Genomic DNA, 21,672 nt, shown 5'->3' on the forward strand with positions numbered 1-21,672 from the left:
CCAGGGTCTGGAAACCATCGGCCCGCTCAACGGCTACTCCCCGACTCCTGCAACTCCATGACGGTTTCCATACTTTGATCCCGCAGCGAAACTTTCAAAACCATTTTCACCATCTCCATCGGTACGTTCTTGCACATCCATACCTTGACATGGGAATTGAGATTCACACCGGGCGATTTGGCCTGAATCCGATACTCCGTCCATGTACATTCGTAACTTTTGTCTCCAACCACTATTTTCTCCCGGCCTTCGTGTAGCTTTTGGACCTGCACCTCCGCCCCTTGAGGGAGTTGTGGGCTAAACTTTGTCGGATCATAGGGCTTCGTCAGGTCGATCTTTTGCTCCCGTGGTGGCAAAACTTGTGGACTACCCATATAACTCAATTTGCCCGTCGTCTTGATAGTCACTTCCTGATTTGTCTTCGCTATGACAGTTTGTGTCACCACTCCCTCCATAGTCAAATGGGCAACTTTCATTTTGAGTGTATAGGTGGCATAATCGCCTACACGCACACGAGCATAAGGGTGTTCATCCGCTCGAACTGTTCCCGAAAAAAATATGGCCAGCACACACAAACTAACCCTGAGGGTAGATTGCCGAACCATAGAATATCCTCCCCCTCCAGATGGGAAAAAACATCATGGCCACACTTCCATCAATCGCTACACCATTAGGTGAGCTACATGGCACATCCCTTGCCTCGATCCAGCAACACACGGAAGCCCCACCCCAATCGGAACCTGACAGCAAACCCAATAATCCTAGTCGCTCTCGCCCTATTGGATTGTCATCACGTAGCTAGACAAACCGATTGTAGAACATTCCCGAAGGCCAGTCACGGCATCCCTGCGATATTGGCAGGCATCTTCTGGCATTCACCCGCCCATCTGCTAATAATACTGGGAGGCACTGGAGCTGCGCGGCATACTTCTGGTCGTCCTGACCATTCTGAGCGAACGACTATGCGAAAAGTATTGGCTCTGATTCTCGGCGGAGGAAGAGGCACCCGCTTGTTCCCTCTCACGCGCTCCCGATCCAAACCCGCGGTACCCGTGGGCGGCAAATACCGGCTGATCGACATTCCCATCTCCAATTGTATCAATAGTGGTCTGAAATCCATATATGTGCTCACACAGTTTCTCTCCGTGAGTCTGCATCGTCATATTGCCAACACATACAAGTTCGACATGTTTAGCCAGGGGTTCGTCGAGATCCTCGCTGCTCAGCAGACCAACGAAAGCACGGATTGGTATCAAGGCACCGCCGACGCTGTTCGGCAAAACATTCCCTACATCGAGAGGGAAAACCCTGATGACGTCCTGATCCTCTCCGGAGATCAGCTTTACCGCATGGATTTCCGGCATCTCATCGAAACTCATCACAGTGCTCAAGCCGATGTCACTATCGCTGCCATTCCTGTGACGGAGGAGCAGACAAGTGGTTTCGGACTGATGAGTGTGGATACACACAATCGCATCACAGGTTTTGTAGAGAAACCCAAGACCCAGGATGAACGCGCTCCTTACTATGTTCCTGCGGAATGGCTTGAGCGCCGAGGTATACCCTGCAACAACCGGCATTATTTAGCCAACATGGGAATTTACCTGTTTCGCACCGACGTTCTTTACGAAGTGCTAACCGCCCGGCCGCTAGCGACGGACTTCGGCAAGGAGGTCTTCCCCCGCCATTACAAAAACAAACGCATGATCGCTCACTTCTTTGACGGCTATTGGGAAGACTTGGGGACGATCAAGAGCTACCATGAAGCTAGTATCGCCTTGGCCCGACCCAATCCGCCTTTCGATTTCTTCAGTCCCGATGGACCTATTTACACGCGCATGCGGAACTTGCCGGCGAGCCGAATCAACGGTGCCGTACTCGAACACAGCCTCATTGCTGATGGCTGCGTCATCGGAGAAGGCACACGAATTGAACATAGCCTAGTGGGTGTGCGTAGCATCATCGGACGCAATTGTGTTCTCCGTGAAACCGTCATGTTAGGTTCCGATGCTTATGAGTCGGACAAACAAAAGTTAGAAAATGTACGCCTTCAGCGCCCCAACCTCAACATCGGAGATGGGTCCATTATCGAACGAGCCATCCTCGACAAAGATAGCCGCATCGGGCGTTACGTTCAGCTCATCAACCGCGAAGGCCGCCAGCACTATGACGGCCCTAATGGCCTCTACTATATCCGAGATGGTATCATATGCATCCCGCGTGGCTCCATCATCCCAGACGGCACGATTATATAATAACTTCAACCCTTAATGCTTTATGAAGTCAGATCATCCATATTTCCCATCAGATCATCATCTCTTTAAAGTAACACTGGACAAATACTACGGCCCTCTCGACCTGCTTCTGTATCTCCTCCGCCAGAATGAACTCGAAATCCAGGAAATCGCGGTCGCTCAAATTGCTGAACAATTCAAAGATTTTATCACAACCCTGGAAGAGTTGAATCTCTGGAAACTGGAAGTAGCCGGTGAATTCCTGGTCATGGCTTCACGACTGATGGAAATGAAAAGCCGGCTGTTGATCCAGGAACCCGGTGATGAAAACGAGGAGGCCCACTCCGCTAACCTCCAGGAGTCACAAAGAAATATCATCCAACAGCTTCTCGAATACAAACAAATCAAGGAAGCGGCGCAAATCCTGGAATCTCAAGCTGAAGTTCATAACACTCGCCATCCTCGATTGGATGCCACCCCCTCCCCTACGCCTCACTCGCCGTCCCTGAGGATCCGGCCGGTAGAGTTGTGGGACCTTATCGCTGCCTTTGCCCGGATTCTCCGCGAGATTCAACCGGTTGAAACTATCCCGCTTTCCCAAGATGACGTTCCTCAACACGTCTATGAAAATGAAATCATCCGGTCATTGAAAGGCCCTCGTCAGATTCCACTCAGAGACATATTTCAGCCCCCTTACATACGCATGAGACTCATCGGGCTATTCCTAGCCCTACTTGAACTGATCCGCCGGTTTGTTGTCGATGTTATCAGCGATCAAGAGGGGAACATCGTTCTTGCACTCAAGAATCCTGGCGATCAATCGGAGATAGCATGGAACTCCGAGAAGCCACATGTTCCTCTATCATCGGATATTGGCTAGGAATTGTTGCACCGCCATCGAGGCTTCATCCTTTGTAATTTCTGTGGATGCTATGAAGATGTTTTGATCAGAAACCAGCGCCCATGATTCTATACTTCTACTTTCATCTGGACTACGGCTAAGGAGTCGATCAAAGTTTCGGCCACCGTGTGTAATGGTATTGCGTTCCACCAGCTTATATCCAGAGTCCAGATTCGCCAATTCTCGGATGATGGATTCAGTGTGTTTTCTACCCTGTTCTTCTGTGCTTCCCGCGGGTAGTTGCGCGACCACGAGTGTGCAAGCACTTCCTCCATCACTCCAGAGGTAAACATCCCCTGTCAGTCCATGCTTGACCAGCAGTTGCCGGGCGAGGGAATCCGATTTCCGCGGCGGGCCGGGAAACGTCACAGTCAGTCCCACAGGCGTGGTGATAGTCGGAGTGGTGCCATCTTTGGGTCGCGGAGAGCCACCCCCGCCGCCACCTTTGGTGGTGGGAGCACCTCCGCCCGTTTTCGGCACACCGCCTGCCACAGGACCGCCAGGGATGATGGGAATGAGAGGAGGGCCTTTCCCTATATTTTGAGCCTTATCCAACGGAACAAAGCCGCCTGGCGGCGGAGTCGCCGTATTGCTATCCGACTTGGCTGATGCTTGATCATCACCATCTCTGTTGGCGAAAAATTTGGTGTAGTAGATATACCCAGCAACACCGAGGAGAATAACCAGAACAATACCCCCGATGATATTGCGAATGAGCATCACATTGCTGTCGGAGTCCGAAGATTTTTTGTTTTTTTTCCGAACAGGCACCTCATCTTCATCATCCCCTACGGCAACAGCGACACGGGATGCCGGCGGTTTTCCTGGAGCGCGACCCGGCGGATGTGCAGGCGACGGAACGACTTCAACGTATCCCATCGAAGAGGCTGGTGCGGCTTGGGGAACGTTCACCAGAGTCTGACATTTCGGGCACTTGACACGCTTTCCCGCTGCGATATCCGGTGCATTCAAACGCGAACTACATTGCGGACAGACTACCGCTATAGCCATGGCAATGACTCCAGGATGAGGAAGGGCGACAGTAGTATAAGCGAAGCGGAGGTGAAACGGAAGTGGCTGTTACAAAACGGGGAACAGCCGCCGTATCACGTGGCCATGATGTTGTAGCCACAGTCCACGTACAGGATTTGCCCCGTGATGGCACTGGCCAAGGGGCTGCACAGGAAGAGCACGCCATCGGCGACTTCCTCCGGTTTGATAGGCCGGCGCAAGGGGGAGTGTTCAGCGGCATGCTGGATCAGTTTGTCGAAATCCTTATTGATCGCGCGCGCTGCACGGCTGCCGTAAGGTCCCGCTGAGATCAAATTGACCCGAATGTTGCGATCGCCTACGAACCAAGCCAACTGCTTAGCGTCGATCTGAAGGGCTGCCTTGCATGTCGCCATGCCGCCCCCATAATGGGGCACCACTCGTTCCGCCGCAACATACGTCAATCCCACGACACTACCCCCGGATGGTCGATGGCTCATGTAGGGGACTGCGGCCCGCACCAGACTCGTGAGCGAGTAAGCAGAAATCCCCATCGCTTCGTGATAAGCCTTTCGGCTGGTTTCAATCAGTGGTTTCGTGACCTCGCGACTGAATGCGATCGAGTGAATGAGGATGTCGATTCCTCCGAATTCCTTGCCGATAGCATCCACGGTCCCTTGAATCGAATATTCGGCAAATCGGGCATAACGCCGGTCGTTTTTGACTTCCGGAGGAACATCGTCCATGGTGTCGTAGCTAACATCACAGGGATAAATCCGTGCAGGTTGGAATTCCTGGCCATTGGAAAGTCTGCGGGATTCCACGTCGTCAGCATGCTGGCTGCGGAGTAACCCCTCGACAATATTGACCACCCGCGGATGGCACGCCAGAACGATCGTCGCCCCGGCTTCTTGCAAACGCTTGGCAATGTACCAGGCAAAACTGTGGTTATCTCCCACACCAGTCACCAGAGCGACTTTGCCGCTCAAATCGATCGGAACCATGACTCCCATGCCTCCCGTAAACCACGAGGAGAATGCTCTCTCCTGCCAAGGTACCTGGTTCTCATGCGGTATATCGCCTTTGTTACCGTCAGGCAAGCACGCTTAACCCTCCATGCCGTTTGCCCACATTGCTTCATGCAGTGCCGGCAATGATGCGATACACGTGTTGCAAAGGTAAGCGGCGCACACCACTGCCTGATTGCAGGAGCCGCAGGCGGGGGTTATGATGCTTGAAGTGGAGGGGACGGTCCCAACAGCCGCATTTCGGAGAACCAACCATGTCAACGTGGCATTTCCGTTTGGGAGGGCTGCTCGCGGGCCTGATTGGGGTTGTGGGAATCAGCGCGGAGTTGGAGGCGAGAAATGCTTTACAGAAAACCGCTCAGGAACAACCTGCCAAGCTCCAACCCACATTAGTGTTCCAAGGGCAACCGGTGGCTCAACTGCTTGCGTTAGCTCGCGAGGCCCTCCGCCGAATGGGCAAGGAAGAAGGCCCCCAACTGGTGGAATCTTTCGACTCGGCACTCAAGAAGCAACTCGGAGACAAGGGGTTCGCGGGTTTGGACCTGAACCGGCCTTGGGGCGGTTTCGCCATCTGGAGAGCCAAATCCGAGGACACTGCTTTTGCCTTGATTCTGCCCATCACGGATACTGAGGCGTTTCTCGATTTACTTCAGCGCCTGGAGATTCGCGCCGAGAAAGATGTCAAAGACAAGTTTTTATACAAAATTCATTTTCCCTCCTCACTGATTTCCAAAAGCTCCTACCTTCGGTTGATGCCAAACCAGTGGGCTTATCTTTTGCTGAATGTCGATTCACCGTGGCCAGCGTTGGCCCTGCCCAAGCCTGAGGAATTGTGGCGAGACCAACCCCAAACGATCATCAGCCTGCGATTGTATCCGGGACGAGTACCGCAAGACTCGGTCAAGGAACTCATCCAGGGAGTGAACAACGGTTTTGCTAAAATGCGAGGTCTGTTTGCGGGAAATGCGGGAGACAAGGGTAGCCAGGCCAAGCTCACCAAAGTTCTTTATGAGGATGTGCCGTCATGGCTGGTGCGGAATATCCAGAGCGTAGCCCAGGAAGCGGAGGAGCTTGAGATTCAGCTCCGCTGGGAACTCAATGATCCCGGCGGTCAAGTGATCCTGGATGCGATTCTGCTCCCCCGGCCTGGTACTCCTCTTGCCCGTGTGGTGCAACAGCGGGGGCAAAGCCAGCAGCGTTTCTCTGGTCTTGCCCAAATCCCCTCCACGACAACGGCCCTGGTGATCCAACCCCCTCAATTTGCCCCGGAATGGCGAAAGCTCTGGAGCGCAATTGGAGAGATTGCCCAGGAGGAAATCAAGGGGGCGGGTTGGCCAAAGGAGGTAGCCGAGGTGTTTCTGGAAATCGCTCGGAGTTGGCAGCGCGACAGCGAGGAGGGGAAATTGGAAAGCGCTATTCTACTGCGGGAACCGAATGCCAAAGGCCATTACAGTGCCGCTGCGGTTTTGAGTTGCAGTGGTTCCAAGAACGTGGAGAAGGCGTTGAAGCATCTGGCCCAGCAGCGCTCGTTCGCACCGATGTTCGAGATGGATGCCGCCAAGGCCGGAGAATGGACGGTGCACCGTTTGAAGGTTTGGCCCCTATTGCCTGCCGAAGTGCGAGATCACGGTGAACGACTTTTCGGTGAGAACCCTGCCCTCTTCGTCGCCTGCGGTCCGGATGCCTTGGGTTTAGCTGTCGGACCCGAAGCCCTGACCATATTGCGACAGATCAGCCAACTGCAACCAGGTCCAGGAGCCGCCTTTGAGTGGCACTATCAACCGAAACAGTTTGCCGCCTTGGTAACCATACTCACGGGTGATGAAGAAGTCGGCGAACAAGTGCGCAACCGGCTTGGCCAAGAGAAAAATAGCATGATGGGATACCAAATTCAGCTCGAGGGCGGAGAACAACTCCGGCTGACGATACGATTTTACGATCGGCTGATCCTTGCGTCCCTGAAAATGTTTTTTGATTTCCGATTGGGAGAGTAAACCGACCCTACACTTTTTTCTCCCCTCCTGATCAATCCCATCAGTTCAAGACACCCGATATGGCAAGGAAAGGTAGATCGGGAGCAACTTTTTTATATTTTTTGAAATTTTCCCCGCGCATTTTTCTTGTCAGCCTGTATGCTGAACCAATACTTGCCCTGGTGGGAGAGACTTGGCGGTCAGGTCATCCCAAGGGTCAATGCCGGTGGTGCTTCCTTTTCGTTGTCGAATTGCGGGACCATCCTTTCTGTCCGGTGAAGGAGCAGCAATGTTGCGTACTCTACCCCGTGGGCTGGCTATGGTGGTCGGTGTCATGAGCGTTTGTGCCGTGGTACCTTGGGTGACAGGTGTGAAAGCTCAGCCGGGAAAAGGTCCCCTTCGCCCCGGCTTTTTGCCCTATGTTCCACCCGGTGAATGGCGCCCCGCTGGTATTCAGGGAAACCAAGGGATCCAAGGCATCCAAGGCAACCGAGGCATCCAGGGAAATCAAGGGATCCAAGGGAATCAGGGCATTCAAGGCTTTCAGAACTTTGGTAACCGCGGCGGATTCCAAATCGGAGGCGGATTCCAGATCGGAGGCGGATTCGGCGGATTTCAGATCGGAGGTGGATTCGGGAGTTTTGCCGGTATCGGAGGTGGGTTCGGCGGATTTGGTGGCATCGGTGGCGGATTTGGTGGCATCGGAGGTGGGTTCGGCGGATTTGGTGGCATCGGCGGTGGATTTGGTGGCATCGGCGGAGGTGGTATTCAAATGCTGCCAACTATCCCCGGTGGCTACCTGGGCGGCATGGGTGGCATGATGGGCATGATGGGAATGGGCGGAATGATGGGAATGATGGGAATGGGTGGCATGATGGGCATGATGGGCATGATGGGCATGATGGGCATGGGCGGAATGATGGGAATGATGGGAATGGGTGGATTCAATATGATGGGAATGGGGGGATTTAGCATGATGGGGATGGGGGGATTCAACATGATGGGAATGATGGGGATGGGAGGCATGATGGGCATGATGGGCATGGGTGGATTCAACATGATGGGGATGGGTGGATTCAATATGATGGGAATGGGGGGATTTAGCATGATGGGCATGGGGGGATTCAACATGATGGGAATGATGGGGATGGGAGGATTTAATATGATGGGTATAGGTGGATTCAATATGATGGGAATTGCTGGAGGCATCGGGGGATTTGGCGGGTTCGGAGGAAAAATCGGTTTCAGCGGAGAGCTAGCCCAATAAGGAGCTAGATAGATGAGAGCCACTTTGATACATTAACCTGATGTACTATTAATCCATCAGTATATCCATACTGATGGATTTTTACTTTGGAATAATACGTCATTAATGACTTGAATTCATCGGATTTCCGAGATTCATCAAATCCCCATGATGTTTCATTCTCCCGGCCTATCCATCTGGTATGGACTAAGCTGCCGAATTGGGTTAGTCCGTTTTCGGAGCTAAGCCGGCAGGCGGAGAAGGCTGAGCAGACTCTGGCGGATTATTCGCCAGACGTTCTCGTTTCGCTTGGAGCGCTGGCCGGATTTGCTGAGCATAAACAAACACAGCCACCAATGCCAACAGGAGAAGCACAACGCCCAAGACAGTCTTACCTTTTGAGCCGTAGAGGTGGAAAAGTGTCAGGAGGATTTGGAGGGTCAATCCCAGCGCCGCAACGGCTCCTGTCAGCGGGATCATCATGGCGAAATACGGACCGTAGAGGTCAGAGAGGCGCGCCAACCACCACAAGGTGATGTCTGCCAAGAAAGCCAGCAGGACCCAAGGTGCGAGAATGTATCGCAGCAGGGGGGGGTAGTCGGTCAGGGCGAGGAGCAAGCCTGTGGCGGAAAAGAGAAGAGCGAAACTTAGCAAGTGGGCATGCGTGGATTGGGCCAATTTTTCGATACTTATGGGTGTGGACACCGCGACCCAACCCCCTCCCGGCGGCACTTCGATACTCGGCGGAACGACCAGGTATTTGGCAATTTGCTCGTAGGTTTCCAGGGGATAGTTCTCTTGCTCAGCTCCGGCGGCATGACAGCGGGCGCAGCGGTCGTTGAGGATCGACTTGACCTTAATCGCTCCGTCGGGATGACGATAATCCGGGGTAATGTGAGTGGGAGCAGCTTGGGGTGGCGGAACGAAGCGATCGGCTTCGTAGGCCGCCCGACGTTGCTCATCGGGTGTACGGATCCAAAGGCGAAGGGCTTCGCGTTCCCCGTTACGTTCAGCCATGAGGCGCTTCTGCGTCTCCGGGTCCGCCTGCTCGTACTCCCGTTTGAAACCGGCTCCGTCCTTGTGGAAGAAGGCCGGGGCCATGCTTCCGGTACCATTCCAGGGCGCCCCTTCGATCGGCCCCATGATGAGCTTTTCAAGCTGGCTCACCGGCGGCGGAGGGGCGGTATCCAACCATTGCTTGCCCGTGTACTTGAGAATGACATCGGCCACGGTAGGCAAAGGGGTCCCACTGCGGCTATCCTGCACGTGAAGCTGGACAAGGGCAGCCAGATAACCGAGTCCCACTGCGATCAAGAAGACGGTCAGGACAAGGCGAGCGGGTCCCGGTAAACACCGGAGAGTCAAGCTGTTTTGTAGATGCGACATCGTGCTGTCTCCAACAAGTCCGTCACTCAGGCGGGCGGAAGGCAGGCTTAGTGGTGGGGTGGTTCCTGGGGGGAGGTCAGCAGAGGGCTGGCAGCATCGGGAGACGGCGAGGGACGGAGCCATTCCTGGAGGGCAGCGAGGACGGTTTCCCGTGCCTGATGTAAAGGTAGAGGAAGAGTAGCGCCACAGGCCAGGGGATGGCCTCCTCCTCCGAAACGTTCCGCCAAGCGGGAAATATCCACACTTCGGGAGCGGAAGCTGACTTTGGTTCCGCCGGAGGCTTGCTCGATGAACACTAAAGCTACTTCCACCCCTTCCAGGCTCCGGGGGTAGTTGATGAGTTCTTCCGTGTCGCCTGGTACGGCCCCGGTCAGCGGGTAATCTTTCAGGTAAATCTCGGTATAGGCCACTTTGCCGCCCAAGGCGATGTGCAAGCGTTCCAGGGCTAGACCTACGAGTCGCAGGCGTGCCAAAGTTGCTGTTTCGTAAAGCTTCTCGTAGAGGATGGTCGGTTGTGCCCCTGCTTGCATGAGCGTGGCTGCCAGGGTGAACGTGTTGGGCGTCGTGTTGGCGTGCCGGAACCAGCCGGTATCCGTGGCCAGGGCCATGAACAGATTTTGAGCCGCACCCGGTCGCAGCGGCAAACCCAACGCCTGAATCAACTCATAAACCAGACGGCCTGTCGCTTCTGCGGTTACATCGACACACGCCAATCCGCCCAAATCGTCTTGGGTACGGTGATGGTCGATAACAACCCGCGGCAGCGTGGACCGGCGAAGCCAATCTGCGAAATCCCCCAGTTGGGCCCAAGTCCCAGTATCCAGGATCAGCACGCAATCACGGTCCTGCCAGTCGGCGGATTTGAAATCCTCGATGATCCGGCGCTCAGGGTCCAGAAAGGCGTAACGTGGGGGCAAACGACTCGCGATCGCCACGCGCGGATGCTTCCCCATCACTTGAAGCATCTCATACAAGGCCAATTGGGAGCCTAGCCCATCGGCATCTGGTCGCACATGAGTCATCAGCAAGGGTCGATCCCGTTGCCGCAACAGGGTCACCAATCCAGACCAGTCCACGGGCATAAAGTGCTCCGCCAGGGTCGGTGGGGTTGCTGGAATTGTAGTCCACCCTTCCCATTCGGAACAGGGAAACCCGCTACTCTCCGCTATCCTTCTTCCACAACTTCGCTTCGTTCGACGCCGCTGCTAGTTTCTAATGAGCCACGACGAGACCGCTTGGACGCTTTTCCTCGGCACGTGTAACAGTTTACCAGTTTTCCGGCTTCTGCCTTGCTTCTCCGCAGCTTACAGGTACAACACCTCTGTTACGTTACTGCCGTATGCCTCACCTAACCTCGAAGACTTGCCCCCCTTCCTTAGCCGGGGGCTTGTCCCATTGCAGGAGTAGACACCGTGTCACGGATCCGCCTGATGATTGCCTCGCTGGCCCTAGGGGTGTTCGTCGCTTTCACTGCGGCGCAAGACGTCAAAACACAACCGCCCGCCCAGGAACAGCCCGCGAAATCCACCACCAGCCCCCAGGACCCGAAAAAGACAGAACCTAAGAAGGAGGAACCCAAAAAGGAAACACCCAAGAAAGAAGAGCCGAAAAAGGAGGAACCCAAAAAGGAGGAACCAAAGGCGGATCCTAATGCCCGGACTTTCGCACTCAAGTTCGAGAAGGACAAGAAGTTCTACCAGGAACTCAAAACTCAAGTATCCCAGGTGATCAAAGTACAAGGTCAGGATGTGACCCAGAAACAGGAAAGCACCTATTACTTCAAGTGGAATCCGCTAAAGCAAGTGGGGGAAAAATGGGAACTGGAACAGGAAGTGGAAGGGCTGAAGGTCAGCATTGACATTTCCGGCAACACGATCAACTACGATTCGACGCAGCCGGACGCCAGTGTCACCGCTGGGAATCCGACCCTGATGGAGTTCTTCCGTAAGCTCGTCGGCACCAAATTCGTCGTCACCTTGGACAAGGCCTTCAAGGTGGAAGCGGTGAGTGGCAAGGACGAATTTATTCGCAAACTCTCCGGCGGGAATAACCAATTGGATAGCCTCTTCCGCAACATCGTCACGGATGACTCCCTCAAGCAGATGTGCGACCCCACCTTCTACCTTGTTCCGGATTCACCGCGGAAGCCTGGGGATACGTGGGAAAAGAAAGCTGCTATTTCCTTGGGACCCATCGGCAAGTACGAAGTTACGTATAAATTCAAGTATGTCGGCCCCGGAACAGAGGAAGGCAAGAAAGAATACGACAAGATTGAAGTGGAGACCGATGTGACCTACACCGTTCCTAAAGAACCGGGAACCGATGGCCTATTCTTCCGCATTAAGGAAGGAAAATTGGAACAACCGAAAGGCATGGGAGAGCAACCTCCCAAGGGTGTGATCTATTACGATCCCAAAACGCAGCGGATCGTTTCAGCAGAAATCACGCTCAAGTTGAAAGGGGAGTTGACCGTCAATATCGGCGCCACGGACTCCAAAGTGGAAATCTACCAGGAGCAAAAGACGATACTACGCACAGGCGACAGTAGCTTCCTCTCGTCTCCGTCCACATCGAAGTAGTTAGCGGCAGTTTAGCCTCTAGCATTCGTCCAATTGTGGCCAATGTCCTAGACTCTCATTGGCTGGAATGAGAATACGGCCTACAACGTAACGTTCGCTTCCCCAGGGCAGTCTGACGGCTGCCCTGTTTCGTTTTGCTTCCTACCATTGTTTCGTCCTTGCCAATTCCAATGAGGGGAGAACTCAAAGAGAAAGTTGAAGTGCAGGAACTTGGCCGCTAAGGTATCCCGCAAACCCACGCTGAAGGGATTCGAGTTTGTCAGAACCGACAACCCCACTTTCCCGCAGGAAGCCACCGCAGTTATTCGTTGCTAGCAGCGGAGAGAATTACATGTTAGGCAGCGGCGAGGATGTAGACTGCCGCCACCCCAGCGATGGCTGCGAGAATGGCGCCGATCATGAGCCACTGCACAAACCAAACTTCGATCCCCTTACCGATGCGGATACCCATAAAGACGGCATGCATGGAAGCGGAGATCAACAGGTCTATAGGCAAAACCAGTAGGAACACGATCAACCAGCCCTCCCAAGGCGGTAAGCCAAAACGTTGGCATCCCTGCTCCACCATCGTTTTCATGATGGCCTCAGCGACGGTTTTGCAAATCCAGATCAGCACCAACATCCCAAAGGCCGTCCACATCGACGGCTTGGGAAGTCCGCACAAGACACAAGCATAACGGAAGGCAAATGTGAGGAGGTACACCGCCACCAAGGCCAAGGTGATCAAACCGCAGCAGAATAAAAGGACAATAACGGCAGCATTCATACTGACTCAAAGAATCGGAACGCACTGGAAGAGCAAACCGAGAGCACACTCTTGTGTGAAGTTTACCACATGTGCGGGGATGTCAAGGAGCAATGCCGGTCCTGACAGCCGAAGGATCAAGCCCCCTGCTTCCTCTTCGGGGGAGAACATCTCAGCAGGCTCTTGCACTCTCTGCCGGAGCGGGAAACTGCTCGCACAATTCCCGGACTCCCGCTCGAACCCGTTCCAGGACAGTGGTATCTCCGGGATGGGATAGGACCTGATCGATCCAGCTCCCGATTCTTCGCATTTCGTCTTCCTTCATCCCCCGGGTGGTCAGAGCGGGTGTACCGATGCGGATTCCTGAGGGATCGAACGGCTTGCGAGTATCAAAAGGAATCATATTTTTGTTGACGGTGATGCCGGCTGCATCGAGGAGCTGTTCCGCCTGCTTACCAGTCAAGCCCTTGGCTGTCACATCGACCAGAAGCAAATGCGTATCTGTACCGCCGGAGATGAGGGAAAATCCAGCACGTAAGAGAACCTCCGCCAGGGCATGGGCATTGGCAATAATCTGGGCGGCATAGTTTCGGAAGGTGGGGCGGAGGGCTTCTCCAAAAGCCACGGCCTTCGCTGCGATGACGTGCATGAGCGGTCCGCCTTGGATGCCGGGAAAAACGGCCGCGTTGATGCGGTCAGCCCATTCCGCCTGGCACAAGATGAATCCGGAACGTGGCCCGCGAAGGGTCTTGTGCGTCGTACTGGTGACAAAGTGAGCGTAAGGTACCGGGTCCGGGTGGAGTTTGGCGGCGATGAGGCCGGCGATATGGGCCATATCCACGAGCAAGAGCGCTCCTACGGACTCAGCGATTTCCGCAAAACGGGAAAAGTCGAGCTGCCGGGGATAGGCGCTGGCTCCCGCAATGATCAGACGCGGGCGGTGCTCCTTAGCCTTGCGAGCCAAGTCGTCGAAATCGATGCGGTGGTCCTCCCGGCGCACACCGTAACTGATCACCTGAAAGTATTTGCCGGAGAAATTCAAGCGCATGCCGTGGGTCAGGTGGCCGCCATGAGCCAAATCCAGGCCAAGGATGACGTCGCCGGGCTGCAAAGCAGCGAAAAAGACCGCCATATTTGCCTGCGCGCCGGAATGCGGCTGGACATTCACGTGAGCCGCCCCAAAGAGTTGCTTCGCCCGTTCGATCGCCAAGCGTTCGACCTGATCCACATATTCGCAACCGCCGTAGTAACGCTTGCCGGGATACCCCTCCGCGTATTTGTTGGTCAGAACAGACCCTTGGGCTTCCAGAACAGCAGCGCTGGTGTAGTTTTCGCTTGCGATCATCTCCAGGCCGTACTGCTGTCGGCGCCGTTCCCCAGCGATGGCGGCATAAACTTCTGGATCCGCTTGCTCAAGCACGCTCATGGATTCAGGACTCCTTCACTCCGGTCCACGTTATCAGCTTGTTGAGTCGTTTTAGCAAAAGTTCCTGGCAACGGCTGAGGGACGATTCCGCTCTACGGCCAACACCCCTCCGGTGGACGGGACAAATCGAGACTTGTTCTGCGACCTTCGGCAAACAATGCACTTTCTATGGACAGGACGAACCGAAACAATATCTACTACTATTTATCCCCATACTCTCAATCGAATCGGAACGGTGAAAAGAGGCCAGAGAACATGGCGTGCCAATCGTAGAGGTGCACCAACGTGATCGAATTGCGAGACCCAGTTAGTTCCTTATCCCACCTGCTCACAGCAATCTGGGCCGTGTTCGCGACTGCCCTGATGTATCGCCTGGCTCCGCAGCCATCCCGAACCGTTGCGATGATCTACGGCATGAGTATGGTGTTACTCTACACGGCAAGCGGCCTCTTCCACGGGTTGTATTACGAGAGCACCGCCCAGCATCGGTTGTTCCAGAAGCTGGATCAATCAGCCATATATCTGCTCATTGCTGGGACTAACACGCCCATCATGGCGATCCTGCTGCCGCGGCGGTGGCGGCGATGGTTCCTCGGTGGTGTCTGGCTGATGGCGTGCCTGGGTATCGCGTCCCTCTGGGCTTTGCCTAAGCCGCCCCACACTCTGGTCGTCGGGGTCTACTTGGCGATGGGGTGGATCGGCATTATACCGATCCGCTGGTATTACCAGGCGTTGGGAGCGCGCGCGATGAACTGGGCCTGGCTCGGTGCTGCCTGCTACACCTTCGGTGCGGTGTGCGAGCTAAGCCGCTGGCCCGTGCTGATTCCCGGTTGGATTGGCCCCCATGAGGTGCTCCACTTTTGCGACAGCGCCGGCAGCTTGGCCTTTTTTGTTTTCATCGTTCGCCACGTACTTCTGAGGCCAGGCGCCTCCCCAAGCGGCATCAGCGGAAAATATCCTGTCTTGCCCACTCACTTCATTAGCCAAAATCGGCTATGCTAAGGCTAGCCTCGCAGCCAGCGCGGGCTATGGGAGGATGCTCACGGCGGGTTGCACACTCCACTTGCCGAGGCGAATATAACTCAAGCCGACGATGCAAAGTTTGAGGTAACGGGCCATGCCGGTGTTTCATGTGGCGACCTTCGAGTGTGATGTGACTCCTCCTCTGGGCCATCCTCTTTGCGGCGGATGGATTGAGCCGGTCCGCGGGGTGGACGATCCCTTGCGGGCTTTGGGAGTGGTGCTTTTGGGCGGAGATAAGCCAATCGTATTGTGTGCGGTGGACTGGACAGGGTTGCGCAACGAAGCCTACCGGCAGTGGCGGCAGGCACTCGCGGACGCTGCCCATACGGTGCCGGAGTATGTATCGGTGCATTGCGTACATCCGCATAATACCCCGTTTGCAGACTTGGAAGCCCAGAAACTGATCGCCGCTGCCGGGGCACCCGATTCCCTGGATTTGAAGTTTTTTTCCGACTGCGTGCAGCGCTGTGCAGAAGCTTTGAAGGCGTCCTTACCCCGCGCCCAACGCTGGACGCACATCGGCATCGGAGCGGCACGGGTCGAGAAGGTAGCCTCGAATCGACGGGTACTCGGACCCGATGGCAAAGTCCAGTATGTGCGGACTAGTGCCACGAAAAACCCCGAAGCCCGCGCCGCCCCGGAAGGCTTGATCGATCCCATACTCCGCACGATCAGCTTCTGGCACGAGGATCGCCCTCTGGCGGCTCTGCACAGTTATGCCTGCCATCCCATGAGCTATTACGGAGACGGGCGGGTCAGCGCCGATTTTTGCGGCCTGGCCCGAGAGAAACGACGGCAGGAAACCGGCGTTTTTCAGGTCTATTTCAACGGTTGCGGCGGGAACATCACCGCCGGCAAGTACAACGACGGCGCCAAGGAGAATCGGGGGGTGCTGCGGGATCGCATTCATGCGGCGATGGCAGCCGCCTGGAAAGCCACCACGACGCAACCCCTGCGCGGCTGGTCCTGGCGGTACAAGGCCATCCGCTTTCCTGCGCGGCGGGAAGAGTCATTCGGCGACGCTGCCAGCCGCAAGGTCCTGGAAGACCCCAAAGCTCCGCCCGCCCGCCGCAACAACGCCGCCTTCCAACTGGCGTGGCGCAAGCGCTTGCACATCCCCATTGAGATCAACTGCCTGGACTTCGACAACCGCATTCTCGCCCTATTCTTGCCAGGCGAAGCCTTTGTCGAATATCAACTAGCGGCCCAAAAGATGCGGCCAGATGCCTTCGTGTTCACCGTAGCTTACGGCGACGGCGGAATGGGATACATTCCCACAGCCCGTGCCTTCCTCGAAGGCGGCTATGAACCCACAGTCGCCTTGGCCGCCCCCGAAAGCGAAGAACTTCTCTTGCGAACCATCCGCGAACTGCTCGGCAAAGCGCCGGGAGAATGATCCTTCCGGGACGGCCGCAACAAACGCCAGGCTCCGGATACCGGTAGGGTCTTGCAAATATCCATACTGCAATCTGAACTAAAATCTCTATGGTATGCTGTGTTCCTTGCCGGCCTTATGTTAGGAAAACATGATAACCATAAAGACCTCTTGCTTCAGTTACTCCGTGACTTGCCTAGTATCTGTTCTCCGGGAAGCGGAACATCTAAAAACAGTCCCCTGCCTGGTTTCGAGGATATGATGAAAATCCCAGAGATAATAGGAAAAATCATTGGGGTATGATCTTGGGGTGTAACTAGATTCTCTGGGGGTGGGGGCTGAACCCGCGAGGTATTTCCCCAGACGAGCAGAGCTGCCCGACAGGGCCCCCCAGAAAATCTGGCTGCACCCTGATCTTGCTGCTCGCTGTTTTTCCTCTATGGGGGAAGAAAATCATGCGCACCTGTACGCTTCTGTCCATCGCTGGGATCGCTTGGGTGATCAGTGGCGTCTGGAATGTCACGTCTGCCGTCGGGGTCGCCGCGGAGGGAGAATACAAAGCGGGTGTGGCTGTCAAGGTCATCACACCTGTGGAGCCAATGTGGATGGCAGGTTATGCCGCCCGGAACAAACCAGCAGAAGGCAAGGTTCATGACTTGTACGCCAAAGCCTTGTGCCTCCAGGATGCGCAGGGCAAAAAACTGATCCTGGTCACGACGGACCTAATCGGCATCCCACGCCCGTTGGCGGAAAAGGTGACTCAAGCTATCGAGAAAAAACACGGCATTCCCCGCTCCGCCATTATGCTTACGTCCTCTCACACGCATTGCGGACCAGTTCTCCGAGCCAATCTCATTGACATGTATGGCCTCAATCCTCAAGAGGCTCGCAAAGTCGAAGTGTACACTGACAAACTCTCCCAGGACTTGATCGATTTGATCGATTCCGCGGTGCAGAAGCTCGAACCGGTGCAACTCCAATTCGGCGAAGGAGCGGCCGGTTTCGCCATCAATCGACGCCAGCCGACACCTAAGGGTATTGTCATCGGGGTCAATCGAGAAGGTCCTGTCGATCACTCGGTGCCGGTATTGGTCGTGCGCCAAGGTGATGGCAAACCCTGGGTCATCGTGTTCGGTTACGCCTGTCATAACACCACTCTGAGCTTCTATCAGTGGTGCGGGGATTACGCCGGTTTTGCTCAGCTCGAAGTGGAGAAAGCATTTCCTGGAGCCGTGGCCATGTTCTGGAGTGGCTGTGGCGGAGATGCCAATCCCCATCCCCGAGGCACTCTAGAGCTATGTGAGAAGCACGGACAGGAACTCGCCGAAGCGGTACGCAAGGTCGTCTTGGGAAAACTCCAGACGATCCGCGGGCCTTTTTCGACCCGTTACGACACCATTACCCTCAAGATCGAAGCAGTCCCGACTCGCGAGCAGCTCAATGCCGATCTGTTGAGCAAGAACCCGGCGGTCCAACGCCGCGCCCAGCGCCTGCTGCAAGAGCTGGAAAGCCGCGGGCGCATCTCAGACACCTACCCCTACTACCCAGTCCAAACCTGGATGTTGGGCGATCAGGTTCACTGGGTGGCTTTAGGCGGCGAAGTGGTGGTCGATTATGCCTTGCGATTGAAGAAGGAATTGCCGCACAAGCCGGCAATATGGGTCACCGGTTATGCCAACGACGTCATGGCGTACATTCCCACAGCGCGACTGCTCCGAGAAGGGGGATACGAAGCCGACTTTTCGCAAATCTACTATGGCATGCCGGGAAAATGGAGCGCCGCTATCGAGGAGTTGATTATCACCAAAGTCAAACAACAGGCGGGGGTCACCGGCAAACTGCCCCAGGCGCCCGGCCCCTTGTCACCCCAGGAGGAACTCGCCTCCTTTCGCATCGTCGAGGGATTCCAGATTGAACTGGTCGCAGCGGAGCCAGACGTGGTCGATCCCGTAGCCATGTGCTTTGACGCAAAAGGCCGCCTCTATGTCTGCGAGATGCGAGGATACCCCAACGGAGGCGTCGGAACCGGCCCGGAAACCCGCGGACGCATTCGCTGCCTGATCGACACGGATCGAGACGGCCGATTTGATCGGTCCACCATTTATGCTGACCAATTGCGCTTTCCCATGGGGATCACGCCCTACCGAGACGGCGTCATAGTTGCGGTGGCACCGGATATCCTCTTTCTGCAAGACACCGATGGGGATGGCGTAGCGGATAAAAAGCGCGTGCTGTACACCGGCTTCAACCTCGCTAACATCCAGCAGATGGTGAACAGTTTGCAGTGGGGGGTGGACCATTGGGTTTATGGCTGTGCAGGCAATGACGGGGGAACTGTCCGATCCGCCGAAAAGCCTCAATCTCCGGCAGTGAGTTTGCGGAATCGGGGTTTGCGCTTCCGCCCAGACATACCGGCAAGTCTGGAACCGACCAGCGGTGGGGGACAATACGGGCTGACCGCGGATGATTTTCAGCACTGGTTCACGGCAACCAACAGCCAGCATCTACGGCAAATCGTGCTTCCCGACCACTACTTGCGCCGCCATCCTCACTTGCCTGTGACAGCGGTCACCGCCGATATTCCTGAGCATGGTCCCGCGGCTCGCGTCTTCCGCATTTCCCCGTTTGAACCATGGCGCGTGGAACGCACAGCCCGACGAGCGGGAGGAAGCGATGCGGGACGTTTCGCCACTACGGAATTGGTGCCGGGAGGTTACTTCACCTCCGCGTGCAGCCCGTGCATCTACACCGGCGATCTGTTTCCCCCGGAATTCTACGGCGACAACTTCGTCTGTGATCCGGCCAACAATCTGATCCATCGCGAACGTTTGGTCCCTCATGGTTCCCTTTTCCGTGCCGTCCGGACTTATGCGGACCGCGAATTTCTGGCTTCCACAGATAATTGGTTCCGGCCCGTTTTTCTCACCGTGGGACCCGAAGGCGCCCTTTATGTGCTCGATTTCTACCGGGAAGTTATCGAGACCCCCCTATCCCTTCCCGATGACATCAAGCAGCAACTGAACTTGGAAAGCCGCGGGCGCGGGCGCATCTGGCGCATCACGCCGAAAGGATACCAAGTCAGCCCCCTCCCTGACCTGACACAATTGACCCCGGAACAACTGGCCCAGGAGTTAGCTCATGCCAATCCCTGGCGAAGGATGACCGCCCAACGTCTCTTCTTTGAAAATCCCACTCCCCATCTGGCACCTCGCCTGCGGCAATTGCTCCTGCAAACGCGAGGCCGGCCGGCGCGTGTTAACATCGCCTGGACTTTACAGGGTTGGGGAGCGCTCCGCCCGGAGGATATTCTGCTTCTTCTGGAGGACCCCTTAGCAGGGGTGCGGGAACACGGTCTGCGCCTGGCCGAAACCCTTCTGCCACAGCACGCCTCACTTGTTCAGGCCTGTCAACGCCTCAAGAATGACGCCGACCCGATGGTCCGGCTGCAACTAGCTTTCACCGCGGGTTACCTGCCCCCCTCCACCGCCGTAGAGGTCCTGGAGCATCTACTGACGCGACAGGATTCGGACGCTTGGCTCGTCACGGCGGCTCTCAGCTCCAGCCGGGGTCTGGAAATCCCGCTGCTCCAGAAGCTCATAGCCCACCCGTCCCCTCCTCTTGTTCTGTGCCAGAGGCTGGCTGCTTTGATCGGAGCGCGGGGAAACAGCGGAGAAATCGCCACTATCATCAGCCTGATCGCCAAGGAGCGGCGGAGTGAGACCCTCCAGCACAACCTGCTGGAAGGCTTGGGACAGGGGATGCGGCAGGCGCGCATCAATCTGGCGGCGTGGCTCGCGCAGCCTCCGCAAGATGCTCAAGAAGCAGTCGCCACTATCAAGGCACGTCTGGAGCAGGCTTGCCGCACTGTCGGGGATGAACAGGCTTCTCTTCCCGCCCGCTTAGCTGCGGCACGACTTTTAGCCTACGCTCCCTTGGATTGGAGCTTTTCGGCTCTCCAGCAAGCGCTCCAACCCTCTGTACCCTCGACGGTTCAGCAGACGGCGCTTCAGGCCTTGGCCTCCCATAACGACCCCCGCGTGACGGCTCTGCTCCTGGAACGTTATCCTGCCTTTCCTCCGGCGACACGCACCCTGGCGCGGGACATCCTTTTGAGCCGGCCGGATCGCATCCTGGCTTTGTTGAGCGCCATTGAACAAAGACGATTGCCCGCCAGCGAGTTATCCTCCGCCCAGGTCCAGCAGTTGCGCACGCATCCCACCGCCTCCGTCCGGCAAAAAGCCCAAGCAGTTTTGTCGCTTGCCGTCAATCCGGATCGCGCTCGCGTGGTTGCAGCTTATCAAGGCGCCTTGCAGATGCGGGGAGACGCCGCCGCCGGAAAACAGGTCTTCCAAAAGCACTGTGCGTCCTGCCACCGCTTGGACGGAGTGGGCCATCCCGTCGGTCCCGACTTGCTGGCCGTACTGGGAAACAAATCCGGAGAGGACCTCCTCATTGCTATCTTTGATCCCAATCGGGAAGTGGACCCACGGTACCGGGCCTACCAAATTACCACAGCCGATGAGCGAGTCCTAACCGGCATCCTTACCGCTGAAACTCCGACCAGCATCACGCTCCGACGGCCTGATGGGGCGGAGGATACCCTCCTGCGTGCCGCGATCCTCTCCTTCCAGGCGACTCCGGTATCGCTGATGCCTGAAGGGCTGGAAAAAGAACTCCAACCTCAAGACGTAGCCAACTTGCTCGCCTATCTGCGGACCGCGGGGCGCCGGGACCAGTAAGGCTCTTTCCCTCGCCCGACTCTTGGA

Annotated in this window: 16 protein-coding genes; 8 read left to right on the forward strand and 8 right to left on the reverse strand. The window is 55.9% G+C overall.

Features of this window, described 5'->3' with window-relative positions; genetic code table 11:
- Positions 1–26: 26 nt before the first annotated feature.
- Complete coding sequence (locus H0921_RS09400) at positions 27–605, reverse strand: hypothetical protein (protein ID WP_194537803.1); 579 nt, start codon at positions 603–605, stop codon at positions 27–29.
- Positions 606–962: 357 nt separating this feature from the next.
- Here H0921_RS09400 and H0921_RS09405 point away from each other — a divergent pair, with 357 nt between their 5' ends.
- Both H0921_RS09405 and H0921_RS09410 read left to right on the forward strand, forming a co-directional pair.
- Positions 963–2,255, forward strand: coding sequence for a glucose-1-phosphate adenylyltransferase (locus H0921_RS09405; protein WP_194537804.1), 1,293 nt, complete (start codon positions 963–965; stop codon positions 2,253–2,255).
- A gap of 22 nt (positions 2,256–2,277) precedes the next feature.
- Positions 2,278–3,114 carry a segregation and condensation protein A gene (locus tag H0921_RS09410; protein WP_194537805.1) on the forward strand — a complete coding sequence of 279 codons (837 nt, stop codon included), beginning with the start codon at positions 2,278–2,280 and terminating at the stop codon, positions 3,112–3,114.
- Here the strand turns inward: H0921_RS09410 and H0921_RS09415 are convergent.
- From H0921_RS09415 to H0921_RS09425, 3 genes are all read right to left on the reverse strand, one after another.
- Entirely contained in the window at positions 3,097–4,014 is a 918-nt protein-coding gene (locus tag H0921_RS09415; RefSeq protein ID WP_194537806.1) for a hypothetical protein, read from the reverse strand. The two genes, H0921_RS09410 and H0921_RS09415, sit on opposite strands and share 18 nt — an antisense overlap.
- A 227-nt stretch (positions 4,015–4,241) precedes the next feature.
- Entirely contained in the window at positions 4,242–5,129 is an 888-nt protein-coding gene (locus H0921_RS09420; RefSeq protein WP_194537807.1) for an SDR family oxidoreductase, read from the reverse strand.
- Between the two features lie 133 nt (positions 5,130–5,262).
- The gene (locus H0921_RS09425; protein WP_194537808.1) at positions 5,263–5,409 is read right to left on the reverse strand and encodes a hypothetical protein; all 147 of its coding nucleotides are present in this window, start codon (positions 5,407–5,409) and stop codon (positions 5,263–5,265) included.
- Here H0921_RS09425 and H0921_RS09430 point away from each other — a divergent pair.
- Both H0921_RS09430 and H0921_RS09435 read left to right on the forward strand, forming a co-directional pair.
- A complete protein-coding gene (locus H0921_RS09430) occupies positions 5,408–7,147 on the forward strand; it encodes a hypothetical protein (RefSeq protein ID WP_194537809.1) in 1,740 nt (579 codons plus the stop codon). The genes H0921_RS09425 and H0921_RS09430 overlap by 2 nt on opposite strands.
- A gap of 268 nt (positions 7,148–7,415) precedes the next feature.
- On the forward strand, positions 7,416–8,393 hold the full coding sequence (locus tag H0921_RS09435) for a hypothetical protein (protein ID WP_194537810.1): 978 nt from the start codon (positions 7,416–7,418) through the stop codon (positions 8,391–8,393).
- Positions 8,394–8,597: 204 nt separating this feature from the next.
- Here H0921_RS09435 and H0921_RS09440 read toward each other — a convergent pair whose 3' ends face one another.
- Both H0921_RS09440 and H0921_RS09445 read right to left on the reverse strand, forming a co-directional pair.
- Positions 8,598–9,758 (reverse strand): hypothetical protein, encoded by a 1,161-nt coding sequence (locus H0921_RS09440; protein WP_194537811.1) that lies wholly within the window; start codon positions 9,756–9,758, stop codon positions 8,598–8,600.
- A 47-nt stretch (positions 9,759–9,805) separates the two neighbouring features.
- Complete coding sequence (locus tag H0921_RS09445; RefSeq protein WP_194537812.1) at positions 9,806–10,840, reverse strand: DHH family phosphoesterase; 1,035 nt, start codon at positions 10,838–10,840, stop codon at positions 9,806–9,808.
- 330 nt (positions 10,841–11,170) lie between these two features.
- Here H0921_RS09445 and H0921_RS09450 point away from each other — a divergent pair, with 330 nt between their 5' ends.
- The gene (locus H0921_RS09450; RefSeq protein ID WP_194537813.1) at positions 11,171–12,337 is read left to right on the forward strand and encodes a DUF6263 family protein; all 1,167 of its coding nucleotides are present in this window, start codon (positions 11,171–11,173) and stop codon (positions 12,335–12,337) included.
- A gap of 334 nt (positions 12,338–12,671) precedes the next feature.
- On the opposite strand, the gene H0921_RS09455 is transcribed toward H0921_RS09450, so the two are convergent.
- Positions 12,672–13,103 (reverse strand): ubiquitin family protein, encoded by a 432-nt coding sequence (locus H0921_RS09455; protein ID WP_194537814.1) that lies wholly within the window; start codon positions 13,101–13,103, stop codon positions 12,672–12,674.
- A gap of 151 nt (positions 13,104–13,254) precedes the next feature.
- Positions 13,255–14,508 carry a serine hydroxymethyltransferase gene (locus H0921_RS09460; RefSeq protein ID WP_194537815.1) on the reverse strand — a complete coding sequence of 418 codons (1,254 nt, stop codon included), beginning with the start codon at positions 14,506–14,508 and terminating at the stop codon, positions 13,255–13,257.
- A gap of 285 nt (positions 14,509–14,793) precedes the next feature.
- On the opposite strand from H0921_RS09460, the gene trhA reads away from it, so the two are divergent.
- The 3 genes from trhA to H0921_RS09475 all read left to right on the forward strand — a co-directional run bounded on the left by trhA (position 14,794) and on the right by H0921_RS09475 (position 21,645).
- Positions 14,794–15,510 carry a PAQR family membrane homeostasis protein TrhA gene (gene trhA, locus H0921_RS09465; RefSeq protein ID WP_194537816.1) on the forward strand — a complete coding sequence of 239 codons (717 nt, stop codon included), beginning with the start codon at positions 14,794–14,796 and terminating at the stop codon, positions 15,508–15,510.
- 115 nt (positions 15,511–15,625) lie between these two features.
- Positions 15,626–16,927: a hypothetical protein gene (locus H0921_RS09470; RefSeq protein ID WP_194537817.1), complete on the forward strand. Its 1,302-nt coding sequence runs from the start codon at positions 15,626–15,628 to the stop codon at positions 16,925–16,927.
- 434 nt (positions 16,928–17,361) lie between these two features.
- Positions 17,362–21,645 (forward strand): neutral/alkaline non-lysosomal ceramidase N-terminal domain-containing protein, encoded by a 4,284-nt coding sequence (locus H0921_RS09475; protein WP_194537818.1) that lies wholly within the window; start codon positions 17,362–17,364, stop codon positions 21,643–21,645.
- The last annotated feature ends 27 nt before the right edge of the window (positions 21,646–21,672 follow it).

It is taken from the genome of Thermogemmata fonticola (assembly GCF_013694095.1).
In the GTDB taxonomy this organism is placed as follows: domain Bacteria; phylum Planctomycetota; class Planctomycetia; order Gemmatales; family Gemmataceae; genus Thermogemmata; species Thermogemmata fonticola.

What these genes read in the sequence shown, in the direction of transcription:
- H0921_RS09405 (WP_194537804.1), top strand. Translation starts at nt 963, where the DNA reads ATGCGAAAAGTATTGGCTCTGATTCTCGGCGGAGGAAGAGGCACCCGC.
- H0921_RS09430 (WP_194537809.1), top strand. Translation starts at nt 5,408, where the DNA reads ATGTCAACGTGGCATTTCCGTTTGGGAGGGCTGCTCGCGGGCCTGATT.
- H0921_RS09445 (WP_194537812.1), bottom strand. Translation starts at nt 10,840, where the DNA reads ATGCCCGTGGACTGGTCTGGATTGGTGACCCTGTTGCGGCAACGGGAT.
- H0921_RS09455 (WP_194537814.1), bottom strand. Translation starts at nt 13,103, where the DNA reads ATGAATGCTGCCGTTATTGTCCTTTTATTCTGCTGCGGTTTGATCACC.
- H0921_RS09415 (WP_194537806.1), bottom strand. Translation starts at nt 4,014, where the DNA reads ATGGGATACGTTGAAGTCGTTCCGTCGCCTGCACATCCGCCGGGTCGC.
- H0921_RS09470 (WP_194537817.1), top strand. Translation starts at nt 15,626, where the DNA reads ATGCCGGTGTTTCATGTGGCGACCTTCGAGTGTGATGTGACTCCTCCT.
- H0921_RS09410 (WP_194537805.1), top strand. Translation starts at nt 2,278, where the DNA reads ATGAAGTCAGATCATCCATATTTCCCATCAGATCATCATCTCTTTAAA.
- H0921_RS09440 (WP_194537811.1), bottom strand. Translation starts at nt 9,758, where the DNA reads ATGTCGCATCTACAAAACAGCTTGACTCTCCGGTGTTTACCGGGACCC.
- H0921_RS09425 (WP_194537808.1), bottom strand. Translation starts at nt 5,409, where the DNA reads ATGGTTGGTTCTCCGAAATGCGGCTGTTGGGACCGTCCCCTCCACTTC.
- H0921_RS09475 (WP_194537818.1), top strand. Translation starts at nt 17,362, where the DNA reads ATGCGCACCTGTACGCTTCTGTCCATCGCTGGGATCGCTTGGGTGATC.
- H0921_RS09460 (WP_194537815.1), bottom strand. Translation starts at nt 14,508, where the DNA reads ATGAGCGTGCTTGAGCAAGCGGATCCAGAAGTTTATGCCGCCATCGCT.
- H0921_RS09400 (WP_194537803.1), bottom strand. Translation starts at nt 605, where the DNA reads ATGGTTCGGCAATCTACCCTCAGGGTTAGTTTGTGTGTGCTGGCCATA.
- H0921_RS09420 (WP_194537807.1), bottom strand. Translation starts at nt 5,129, where the DNA reads ATGGTTCCGATCGATTTGAGCGGCAAAGTCGCTCTGGTGACTGGTGTG.
- H0921_RS09435 (WP_194537810.1), top strand. Translation starts at nt 7,416, where the DNA reads ATGTTGCGTACTCTACCCCGTGGGCTGGCTATGGTGGTCGGTGTCATG.